Source organism: Micropruina sp. (assembly GCF_027492755.1).
In the GTDB taxonomy this organism is placed as follows: Bacteria; Actinomycetota; Actinomycetes; order Propionibacteriales; family Propionibacteriaceae; genus Micropruina.
On the sequence record NZ_JAPUED010000133.1, the window covers coordinates 1 to 10408 of the forward strand.

Genomic DNA, 10408 nt, shown 5'->3' on the forward strand with positions numbered 1-10408 from the left:
TCGCGATGCCCTTGGTGATCGCCTTGGTGGTGTTGCCGTCGGCGTCCAGCGCGGTGAGGATCGCCTCGCCGTTCTCGTCGACGTCCTTGCTCATCACGGCGATGCCCTGGGCGTTGTCGGAGACCGGGCCGAAGGTGTCCATGGCGACGATCACGCCGACGGTGGTGAGCAGGCCACAGCCGGCCAGCGCGATCATGAACAGCGACAGGATGATCGAGCCGCCCGAGATCAGGAAGACGCCGCAGATCGCGGCGGCGATGATGCCGGCGGTGTAGACGGCCGACTCGAAACCGACGCCGATGCCGGCCAGCACCACGGTCGCCGGGCCGGTCAGCGAGGTGCGGGCGACGTGGATGGTGGGGCTGGAGTCGGTGCCGGTGAAGTAGCCGGTGAGCCACAGGATGACGCCGGCCAGCACGATGCCGATCGCCACCGAGGCCGCCGCCATCACCCGCGGGTCGCCCGACAGCGAGCGGACGGCTTCGGGCACGGCCGGCAGGTCGGCGAAGCTGCCCGGCAGGTAGACGAAGGCGGCCACCGCGGCCAGCACCGCGCCGGCGGCGGCCGAGGTGTAGAAGCCGCGGTTGATCGCGGTGAGGCCCGACTCGTCACCGCGGATGCGGGTGATCGCGATGCCCAGCACCGCGGTCAGCGCACCGATCGCCGGCACCAGCAGGGGGAACACCAGGCCCTGCTCACCGAAGGCGGCCTTGCCCAGGATCAGCGCGGCGACCAGGGTCACCGCGTACGACTCGAACAGGTCGGCGGCCATGCCGGCGCAGTCGCCCACGTTGTCACCGACGTTGTCGGCGATGGTGGCGGCGTTGCGCGGGTCGTCCTCGGGAATGGACTGCTCGACCTTGCCGACCAGGTCGGCGCCGACGTCCGCGGCCTTGGTGAAGATGCCTCCGCCGACCCGCATGAACATCGCCAGCAGCGCGGCACCGAAGCCGAAGCCCTCGAGCACCGACGGCGCCTGCTCGCGATACAGCAGCACTACGGCGGCGGCGCCGAGCAGGCCGAGGCCGACCACGCTCATGCCGACCACGCCGCCGGTGCGGAAGGCGATCTTGGCGCCCTCGATGCGGCCGTTGTCGCGCATCGCCGCGGCGGCGACCCGGACGTTGGCGCGCACCGCCAGCCACATGCCGAGATACCCGATGGCCGCCGAGAAACCGGCTCCGACCAGGAAGAACACCGAGCGACCGATCCGTACCGGCGTGTCGCCGGGCAGCAGGAAGAGCAGCCCGAATGCGATGATCGCGAAAATGCCGAGGGTGCGGAACTGCCGGCTCAGGTAGGCCGCGGCACCCTCTTGGACGGCGCGCGCGATCTCTTGCATCCGGGTGGTGCCTTCGTCCTCTGCGAGCACCTTGCGGCGCAGCCAGACGGCGTAGAGCAGGCTGATTGCCGCGATCCCGGCGATTGTCCAGACAATGGCCAGGCTCGTGGCGCCCAACTCGAGCATGCAATTCCTCCTCGACCGACGGCCGGAGACGGGGTGTCGTCCATCGGCTTCCCTGCGCGGGAAGTTCCGGGGAGTCTACGGGTCAACGGACGCCCGCGACAGCCAAACCGGCGAGTCGCGACGGCGAGTGATTATCTGAACGGAGAGCTTGCGAAATTGGCAGGGGTCCGGTTGGATCGCGACTGTCCGCAGTGCCGATCCCGAGGAGTCGTCCATGTCTGCCACCGCTATGAACCCAGCCTCCCGCGCCGCCGCGCTGAGCCGGATGGCGACCGAGGAGTTGGATGTCTTGGTGGTCGGCGGCGGCGTCACCGGTGCCGGCATCGCCCTGGACGCGGTCACCCGCGGTTTGCGGGTGGGCATCGTCGAGGGCCAGGACTGGGCCAGCGGCACGTCGTCGCGCTCCAGCAAGCTGCTGCACGGCGGCCTGCGCTACCTGCAGGCCCTCGATTTCAAGCTGGTCAACGAGGCGCTGCACGAACGTGAACTGCTGCTCGCGACCCTTGCGCCGCACCTGGGCAAGCCGGTGTCGTTCCTGTATCCGCTGACCAAGAAGTACATCGAGCGGCCCTACGTCGCGGCTGGCATCACGTTGTACGACGTGATGGCTCGGTTGGGCGCCAAGGCCACCTCCCCCTTCCACCGGCACCACACCCTCGCCGGCGTGCAGAAGCTGTTCCCCGACGTCCGGCCCGACGTGATGGTCGGCGCGATCCAGTACTGGGACGGCCGCGTCGACGACGCCCGGCTCACCCTCACCCTGGTGCGCACCGCCGTCGAGTACGGCGCGCTGGCCGCGAACCGCGTCCGGGTCACCGATTTCGTCAAGACCGACGGACGGGTCAGTGGCGCCGAGGTCACCGACCTGGAGAGCGGCGAGGACTTCACCATCAAGGCCAAGCACGTGATCGCCGCCGCGGGCGTGTGGACCGAGGCCACTCAGGACCTGGCCGAGGCGCAGGGCGGGTTGAAGGTGCTGGCCTCGAAGGGCATTCACATCGTGGTGCCGAAGGAGCGCCTGAACGGTGAGGTGGGCTTCATTCTGCAGACCGAGAAGTCGGTGCTGTTCATCATTCCTTGGGAGCGCTACTGGGTGATCGGCACCACCGACACCCCCTACGAGCAGGACTACGTCCACCCCGTCGCCTCGCAGGCCGATATCGACTACGTGATCGACCACGCCAATGTGGTGCTGCAGAAGCCGATCACCCGCGACGACGTGATCGGCACCTGGGCCGGGCTGCGGCCGCTGCTGCAGCCGGCCACCAAGGGTGACGGGACGGCGTCCACCAAGGTGTCGCGCGAGCACACCGTCACCGAGGCGGCCCCCGGCCTGGTCACCATCGCCGGCGGCAAGCTGACCACCTACCGGGTGATGGCCGAGGACGCGGTCGACTTCGCGCTGGGCGAGGCGCAGGCGAAGGCCCGCCCGTCGCAGACCAAGAAGACGCCGCTGATGGGCGCCGCCGGCTACTCGGCGTTGTCGGCGCAGGCCGACACGCTGGGCCGCGAGTTCGGCTGGGACGCCACCCGGGTGACCCACCTGCTGAACCGCTACGGCAGCGAGATCAACACCCTGATCGCGCAGTGCCGCGAACAGGAGGATCTGGCGAAGCCGGTCGAGCACGCCCCGGACTACCTGCGGGCAGAGTTCGCCTACGGCTGCACCCACGAGGGCGCGCTGCACCTGGAGGATCTGCTGGTCAACCGCACCCGGTTGACCTACGAGATCGCCGACTCCGGGCTGGCGGCGCTGCCGGAGATCGCGGCGCTGGCCGCCGAGAAGCTCGGCTGGGACGACGCCCGGCGCGACGCCGAGATCGCCGCCTACACGGCGCGCGTCGAGGCGGAGCGGGATGCAGCCAACCAGCCCGACGACGCGTCGGCGGCCCAGGCACGATCGGCGGCACCGGAGGTCGTGGACGCCGTCAGCTGACCTGGAGCGCCTCGCGCAGCAGCGTCGCGTAGGCGGCCTGTTCGTCCGCGGCGTACTTCGTCCGGGGCCAGAAGAAGCCGCGCAGGCCGTCGCCCTTGGACCGGGGCACGACGTGGACGTGCAGGTGCGGCACCGATTGGCTGACCACGTTGTTGATCGCCACGAAGCTGCCCTGCGCGCCCAACGCCGGCCCCATGGCGGCGGCGATCCTGCGGCAGGCGGTGATCAGCGGCAGCACCAACTCGTCGGGCAGGTCGAGCAGCGTGTCGACATGCCGGATGGGGCAGACCAGCACGTGCCCCTTGAACACCGGGCGGTGGTCGAGGAAGGCGATCACCTCGTCGGTGCGCAGCACCACTTCGGCGTCCAGCCGTCCCTCGATGATCGCGCAGGCGATGTCACGGTCGCTCATCGGGTCATTGTGCCCGCTGCTGTGGGTGAGCCGCGCTTCCCAGAAGACCCGATGACTTGGCAGAATGCCCGAAGGGGAACTACTTCGGGTCATCCGAAGGCAAAACGGGAGAATTGCATGACGCGCGATCTGCTGATCGTTAGTACGCGCGCGCTCACGGCCACAGACCTGGGCGCTTCGGTGGCGGCCGTACGCCAAGGGCAACCTTGGACGGTGACCGACGACGGCGATCACCTCACGCTCACCTACCGCGGGCGGCCGCTGCTGCGGCTGGCCGCCTCGACCCGGTTGTCGGACGAGACTCTGCCCCGCTGGCAGACCCGGCTGACCCTGATCGGCGACGAACCGGAACTCGGCCTCGAGGTGGGACGGGCGGTGGCCTGGGAGGCGGACGGCGATCTGACGGAGTTGCCGGACGGGACCCGCTAGGCGCTCGGGACCCAGTGAGCGTTCGGGACGCCGTCCAGCGGCACATCTGACCTGGCCCGGTCGACGGTCTCGCCCCTCAGACGGCGAGAGCACCGCGTAACTCGATCGTCACCATTGCCCCCATGACGACAGTGATCGGTTCACCCCTGGTCAAGCGGGGCCTGGCTGACATGCTCAAAGGCGGCGTCATCATGGACGTCGTCACTCCCGAACAGGCGCGGATCGCCGAGGATGCCGGGGCGGTCGCGGTGATGGCGCTGGAGCGGGTGCCGGCCGACATTCGGGCGCAGGGCGGTGTGGCGCGGATGAGCGACCCCGACCTGATCGCGGGCATCATCGACGCGGTCTCGATTCCGGTGATGGCGAAGGCCCGGATCGGGCATTTCGTCGAGGCCCAGGTGCTGGAGTACCTGAAGGTCGACTACATCGACGAGTCCGAGGTGCTCTCCCCCGCCGACTACAGCCACCACATCGACAAGCACGCCTTCACGGTGCCGTTCGTCTGCGGCGCCACCAATCTCGGCGAAGCGCTGCGGCGGATCGCCGAGGGTGCGGCGATGATCCGGTCCAAGGGTGAGGCCGGCACCGGTGACGTGTCCGAGGCGACCAAGCACATCCGCACCATCCGGCGGCAGATCGCCGAGCTGAGCGCGCTGGCGAAGTCGTCGCCCGACGAGCTGTACGTGGCGGCCAAGGAACTGCAGGCGCCGCTCGACCTGGTCCGCGAGGTGGCCGAGACCGGTGCCCTCCCGGTGGTGCTGTTCACCGCCGGTGGCGTGGCGACACCGGCCGACGCTGCGCTGATGATGCAACTCGGCGCGGACGGCGTGTTCGTCGGCTCGGGCATCTTCAAGTCAGGCAACCCGGCCGCCCGTGCGGCCGCGATCGTCAAGGCGACTGCCCGGTTCGACGACGCCGCGGTGATCACTGAGGCGTCCCGTGGGCTGGGCGAGGCGATGGTCGGCATCTCGGTGGCCGACGTCCCGGCGCCGCACCGGCTGGCCGAGCGGGGCTGGTGACTCTCCCTTCCGGCTCTGGCTCGCCCGGATCGGGTGGGCCGACGGTCGGACTGGTCGCCCTGCAGGGCGGCGTCCGGGAGCATCGACTGATGCTGGAGTCGCTCGGCGCACGGGTGGTGCCGCTGCGCAGCGGCGACGACCTGGTCGGGTCGGACGGCGTCCGGGTGGACGCGGTGCTGTTGCCGGGCGGCGAGTCGTCCACGATCGACAAGCTGCTGCGGATGTTCGGCCTGTTCGAACCGCTGCGGACGGCGATCGCAGCGGGACTGCCGGCGCTGGGGACCTGCGCGGGGCTGGTGCTGTTGGCCCGCGAGGTGGACGACCGGGCGCCCGGGCAACAGTCGCTGGGCGTCCTGGACGTCACGGTGCGCCGCAACGCGCTCGGTTCGCAGGTCGATTCCGCCGAGACCGAACTGGACAGCACCCTCGGCCCGGTTCGGGTGGCGTTCATCCGAGCCCCGATCGTCACCCGGGTGGGTCCGGGCGTCGAGGTGCTGGCCAGGCGCGACAGCCAGGTGGTCGCCGTCCGGCAGGGGGCGATGACCGGAGTCTCGTTCCATCCGGAGCTGACCGGCGAGCCGGTCTTCCATCGGCAGTTGCTCGCCGACGCGGTCTCGGTACGGGTCAATCCACCGGCGAGGTGACCGGTTTCGCCGGCAGTGCGAAACACACCCCGATCGCCACCACCGTGAACCCGACGGCCCACCAGAAGGCGGTGCCGAATCCCTGGGCGATGGCGGCGACGCCGTCCGCGCCGTTCACCGCGCCCTCCAGGATGACCGCGAGGACGGCGGTTCCGAAGGCGCCGCCCAACTGCTGAGCGAGCCGGGTGATGATGCTGGCATGCGGCACCTCGTCGCGTTCCAGGCCGACGAAGCCCACCGACATCACCGGGATCATCACCGCACCCATGCCGAAACCCCGCACCAGCAGCACGGCCATCAGCCACCACTGGCCGGTGTCGGCGCCGGCCATGGCGAACGGGATGGTGCCGAGCCCCATCACGACGAATCCGCCGATCGCCACCACCCGCGCCCCGACCGCGTCGGTGAGCTTGCCGGCCAGGGAACGGCTCAACAGGGCCCCGACACCCTGCGGAATAAGCAGCAACGCCGCGGTCAGGGCGTCCGCGCCGCGGACGACCTGGAAGAACAGCGGCAGCAGCAGCATCGCGCCGTACAGCGACGCACCGGACAGGAACAGCACCGCCGTGGATGAGGCGACCGAGCGCCGACGCAGCAGACTCACGTCGACCAGGGCAGCCTCGGGCCGCCGCAGCTGGGTGATCAGGAACGCCACCAGCAGCATGGCCCCACCTACCACCGGGGCCCAGACGTCCAGCCGGGTGAAGCCGCCGTCCTGGCTGACATTGGACAGGCCGTAGAGCATGCCGACGAGGGCCGGTGACACCAGCAGCACGCCGACCCAGTCCAGCATCGGTTTGCCGCGCGGCGGGTCGGAGGGAATCAGCCGCCAGGCCAGCGCCAGGCCGACCAGGCAGAACGGCACGTTGACCCAGAAGATCCAGCGCCAGTCGAGATAGTTCAGGATCAGCCCGCCGATGGTCGGTCCCAGGATCGGTCCGAGCGCGGCGGGCAGGCTGATCATCGCCATCAACCGTCCGAGGGCGACGCCACCGGGCACCTGCTGGATCGCCAGGGTCGCCATCAGCGGCATCATCAGCCCGCCCCCGATGCCCTGAACCACGCGGAAGGCGATCAGGCTCGGCGCGTCCCAGGCCAGGCTGCAGGCGATCGAGGCGATGCCGAAGATGGTCAGCGCGATCATCCAGAGCCGCTTGCCGCCCAACCGCGCCTGCGCCCAGCCGACCACCGGAATGGCGACGCCGAGCGCCAGCAGGTAACCGGTGGTGACCCACTGGATGGTGCTGACCGGGACCGCCAGATCGACGGCGAGCGTTTTCAGGGCGATGCTCATGATCGTGCTGTCGAAGATGACCGCCAGCCCACCGACCAACAGCACGATCGCGGTGACGATGGCGTTGCGCGGGACCGCCGGGGCGGTGATAGCGGTCGATGACTGAGCCATGCCGACTCCTTAAGAGACATTGTCGTATCTAATATGGAGAGTACGTCGCGGCGGTAAGATACACAAATGGATCTTGAGGACGGTGTCTGCCGACGTCGCGGGAGAGCCCTGGAGCAAGCCATCCTGGCGGCCGGTTGGGAACAACTCGCCGAGCGTGGCTACGGGGCCTTCACCATCGACGCCGTCGCTGAGCGCGCCGGCACCAGTCGCTCGGTGATCTACCGGCGCTGGCCCGACCGTGAGGCGTTGGCAGAGGCGGTCCTCGGCTTCGCCCTGCAACAGGATCCGGTGGCCGCACCCGACACCGGGAGTTTGCGCGGCGACATGATCGAACTGCTGCGCCGCTTCAACGCCGCACGCAGTCCGCTCGTGCCGATGATGAGCGTGCTGATCGCCGCGCACTTCCAGGAGTCGGGCCGCACGCTCGCCGACGTCCGGCGGATCGTCCTGGGCGAGCGGCACCACGACGCGCTCGCCGAGGTCATCGATCGCGCCGTCGGACGCGGTGAGATCGATCCCGCGCGGCTCACCCCCCGGGTGCGCACGGTCGCGGTCGACCTGGTCCGCCAGGAGTTCCTGATGACCCTCAAGCCGCTACCCGAGGACGAGATCACCGCCATCGTCGACGAGGTGTTCCTGCCATTGGTGCGGCCCTAGTGGTGCCCGATCGACGGCCCTAGTGGTGCCCGATCGATAGGTCGCGCACTGATCGATACTCTGAGCAGATGCCGGATCCGCTCCGCATCGCCTTCGTGTCGATGCACACCTCGCCCGCCGACCTACCGGGTTCCGGTGATGCCGGCGGAATGAACGTCGTCGAGCACCACCAGGCGCTCGGACTGGCCCAACTCGGGCACCGGGTGGACCTGATCACCCGCCGCAGCGACCCCGGCCAACCTGACCTGGTCGAACTGTCGGACGGCGTCCGGTTGCTGCACTTGCCGGCCGGGCCGCCCGAACGACTCGCGAAGAGCCTGATCGACGCCCACATCGAGGAATTCTCGGCCGGGCTGGCAGCGTTGGGCGGGGGCTACGACGTGCTGCACTCGCACCACTGGATGTCGGGCGTGGCCGCGCTGCCGGTGGCCCGCGCGTGGGGCGTCCCGCATGTGCAGAGCTTCCATTCGGTGGCCGCGCTGCCCGGCTCGGCGCTGTCGGAGGGCGAGCCGCCCGAGTCGCCGGCCCGGGTGCCGGGCGAACGGCTGGTCGCCACCGAATCGGACGCCGTGATCGCGATCAGCGCCGCCGAGGCCCGCACCGTGGTGGAGCGCTGCGGCGCCGACCCGGATCGGGTGGTGATCGTGCCACCCGGAGTTGATCGGAGCATCTTCCACCCGGGTTCGCCTCCGTTGGTCGAGCTTGTCGAGACCCATCCCTCACCCACGCAGCCTGCCGGACCACCGCTGGTCGAGCCTGTCGAGACCCCAGCCCCGCTGGTCGAGCTTGTCGAGACCCCAGCCGCGCCCGCCCAGCCCGCCGGGCCGCCGCTGGTCGAGCTTGTCGAGTCCCCTGCCGCGCCCGCCCAGCCCGCCGGGCCGCCGCTGGTCGAGCTTGTCGAGACCTCTGCCGCGCCCGCCCAGCCCGCCGGACCGCCGCTGGTCGAGCTTGTCGAGACCCCTCCGTCGGCCCCCTCCACCAACCCTCACGGCTACCTGCTCTACGCCGCTCGCCTGCAGCCGCTGAAGGGGCCTGACCTGGCGATCGGCGCACTCGCCGAGGTGCCGGCCGAGTTGCGGCCCGATCTGCTGATCGCCGGTGATGTCTCGGCTGACTTCGCCGCCTACCAGGCCGACCTGTATGCCCTGGTCGAGGCGCACGGGCTGAGCGGCGCCGTCCACTTCATCGGTCCGCAGCCGCGGGAGAAGCTCGCCGAACTGATGCGCGGCGCCCGGATCGTGCTGGTGCCGTCGCACTCGGAGACCTTCGGCCTGATCGCGCTGGAGGCCGAGTCGTGCGGGACGCCGGTGATCGCGTCCGCGGCCGGCGGATTGCGTGAGGCCGTGGTGCACGGCGAGACCGGACAGCTGATGGACTCGCGGCAACCCGAGGACTGGGGCACCGCCATCACCCGACTGCTGGCCAAGCCGCAGCGGCTGGCCAGGATGGGCGTGGTGGCGCAGATCCATGCTCGTCGGTTCGACTGGGGTTGGACGGCGCGACTGCTCGAGCTGCACTACCGGGCGCTGCGATGAGCGGCCCGTTCGAAGGTGTCAGCCGAGTGGTCTTCGCCCATGCGCATCCCGATGACGAGACGTTGGCGACCGGTGCGCTGATTCAGCACCTGACCGAGGCTGGTCTCGAGGTGTCGGTGGTGACGGCGACCCGCGGTGAGCGCGGCGAGGTGGTCGCCGGTTCGGGCGCACCCCCGGCCGGAAGCCCCGAGCTGGACGCCCACCGTGAGGCTGAGCTGACGGCAGCTTTGGCGGCACTGGGTGCCGAGGGACCGTTCTTCTTGGGCGAGCCGCCGGCCCGGGCGTCCGGCTTGTCGCCGCGACGCTACGTCGATTCGGGCATGCGCTGGGTGACTCCGACCGTCGCCGGCCCGGGCGAGGACGCCGGTCCGGACGCCTTCACCTCGGCAAGCGTGGCCGAAGCAGCAGCTGACCTGGCGGCGTTCTTGACGTCGGGGCGTACCGACTTGGTAGTCAGCTATGAAGCCGACGGAGGCTACGGCCACCCCGACCACGTCCACATGCATCACGTCGCGAAGGCTGCGGCTGACCTTGCCGGCATCGGTTTCGCCGAGGTGATCTCGATCCCCCGGGACGGCACCCCGCCCGATTCCACCGACGTCACCTGGTTCGACCGTTCGGACTATTTGCCACAGCTGTTGCCGGCCCTACACGCCCACGCGTCCCAGTTCACCGTGGACGGCCGCGACGCCATCCACTCCGGCGGCCAGCGCGAGCCGCTCCAGTTACGCACCGGCATCCGCAGAGCCTGAGCAACACCCTGCCGCCACCCCTGGCCGAGCTGCTGAGACTCCGTACAACCCCGTTGGTCGAGCTTCTGCCCCGCCACCGTCGGTCGACCTTGTCGACCCCTCGCGGCGCTGCACTGGTCCCTTCGTCATCCCGGACTTGATCCGGGATCTC

Annotated in this window: 10 protein-coding genes; 7 read left to right on the forward strand and 3 right to left on the reverse strand. The window is 69.9% G+C overall.

The annotated features are described in order from the left end of the window. On the reverse strand, positions 1–1468 hold a 1468-nt coding region (locus Q0066_RS09790), incomplete at its 3' end, for a sodium/proton-translocating pyrophosphatase (protein ID WP_298132431.1). A 214-nt stretch (positions 1469–1682) separates the two neighbouring features. On the opposite strand from Q0066_RS09790, the gene Q0066_RS09795 reads away from it, so the two are divergent. Beyond that, entirely contained in the window at positions 1683–3404 is a 1722-nt protein-coding gene (locus Q0066_RS09795) for a glycerol-3-phosphate dehydrogenase/oxidase (RefSeq protein WP_298132433.1), read from the forward strand. Here Q0066_RS09795 and Q0066_RS09800 read toward each other — a convergent pair. Then, on the reverse strand, positions 3397–3816 hold the full coding sequence (locus Q0066_RS09800; RefSeq protein ID WP_298132435.1) for an HIT family protein: 420 nt from the start codon (positions 3814–3816) through the stop codon (positions 3397–3399). The two genes, Q0066_RS09795 and Q0066_RS09800, sit on opposite strands and share 8 nt — an antisense overlap. Positions 3817–3933: 117 nt before the next feature. Between Q0066_RS09800 and Q0066_RS09805 the strand changes: the two genes are divergently transcribed. The 3 genes from Q0066_RS09805 (at position 3934) to pdxT (ending at position 5908) form a co-directional block, all read left to right on the forward strand. Next, the gene (locus Q0066_RS09805; protein WP_298132437.1) at positions 3934–4245 is read left to right on the forward strand and encodes a hypothetical protein; all 312 of its coding nucleotides are present in this window, start codon (positions 3934–3936) and stop codon (positions 4243–4245) included. A gap of 122 nt (positions 4246–4367) precedes the next feature. Further along, complete coding sequence (gene pdxS / locus Q0066_RS09810; protein WP_298132439.1) at positions 4368–5264, forward strand: pyridoxal 5'-phosphate synthase lyase subunit PdxS; 897 nt, start codon at positions 4368–4370, stop codon at positions 5262–5264. 89 nt (positions 5265–5353) lie between these two features. After that, positions 5354–5908 (forward strand): pyridoxal 5'-phosphate synthase glutaminase subunit PdxT, encoded by a 555-nt coding sequence (pdxT, locus tag Q0066_RS09815; RefSeq protein ID WP_298132446.1) that lies wholly within the window; start codon positions 5354–5356, stop codon positions 5906–5908. On the opposite strand, the gene Q0066_RS09820 is transcribed toward pdxT, so the two are convergent. Beyond that, entirely contained in the window at positions 5889–7313 is a 1425-nt protein-coding gene (locus Q0066_RS09820; protein WP_298132441.1) for an MDR family MFS transporter, read from the reverse strand. The two genes, pdxT and Q0066_RS09820, sit on opposite strands and share 20 nt — an antisense overlap. Before the next feature lie 66 nt (positions 7314–7379). On the opposite strand from Q0066_RS09820, the gene Q0066_RS09825 reads away from it, so the two are divergent. From Q0066_RS09825 to Q0066_RS09835, 3 genes are all read left to right on the forward strand, one after another. Continuing rightward, positions 7380–7970, forward strand: coding sequence for a TetR/AcrR family transcriptional regulator (locus Q0066_RS09825; RefSeq protein ID WP_298132442.1), 591 nt, complete (start codon positions 7380–7382; stop codon positions 7968–7970). A 68-nt stretch (positions 7971–8038) separates the two neighbouring features. Next, on the forward strand, positions 8039–9505 hold the full coding sequence (locus Q0066_RS09830) for a glycosyltransferase (protein ID WP_298132443.1): 1467 nt from the start codon (positions 8039–8041) through the stop codon (positions 9503–9505). Then, the gene (locus Q0066_RS09835; RefSeq protein WP_298132444.1) at positions 9502–10257 is read left to right on the forward strand and encodes a PIG-L family deacetylase; all 756 of its coding nucleotides are present in this window, start codon (positions 9502–9504) and stop codon (positions 10255–10257) included. The genes Q0066_RS09830 and Q0066_RS09835 overlap by 4 nt, the downstream gene beginning before the upstream one ends. Positions 10258–10408 lie beyond the last annotated feature (151 nt).

What these genes read in the sequence shown, in the direction of transcription:
- Q0066_RS09795 (WP_298132433.1), top strand. Translation starts at nt 1,683, where the DNA reads ATGTCTGCCACCGCTATGAACCCAGCCTCCCGCGCCGCCGCGCTGAGC.
- Q0066_RS09800 (WP_298132435.1), bottom strand. Translation starts at nt 3,816, where the DNA reads ATGAGCGACCGTGACATCGCCTGCGCGATCATCGAGGGACGGCTGGAC.
- Q0066_RS09805 (WP_298132437.1), top strand. Translation starts at nt 3,934, where the DNA reads ATGACGCGCGATCTGCTGATCGTTAGTACGCGCGCGCTCACGGCCACA.
- pdxS (WP_298132439.1), top strand. Translation starts at nt 4,368, where the DNA reads ATGACGACAGTGATCGGTTCACCCCTGGTCAAGCGGGGCCTGGCTGAC.
- pdxT (WP_298132446.1), top strand. Translation starts at nt 5,354, where the DNA reads ATGCTGGAGTCGCTCGGCGCACGGGTGGTGCCGCTGCGCAGCGGCGAC.
- Q0066_RS09820 (WP_298132441.1), bottom strand. Translation starts at nt 7,313, where the DNA reads ATGGCTCAGTCATCGACCGCTATCACCGCCCCGGCGGTCCCGCGCAAC.
- Q0066_RS09825 (WP_298132442.1), top strand. Translation starts at nt 7,380, where the DNA reads ATGGATCTTGAGGACGGTGTCTGCCGACGTCGCGGGAGAGCCCTGGAG.
- Q0066_RS09830 (WP_298132443.1), top strand. Translation starts at nt 8,039, where the DNA reads ATGCCGGATCCGCTCCGCATCGCCTTCGTGTCGATGCACACCTCGCCC.
- Q0066_RS09835 (WP_298132444.1), top strand. Translation starts at nt 9,502, where the DNA reads ATGAGCGGCCCGTTCGAAGGTGTCAGCCGAGTGGTCTTCGCCCATGCG.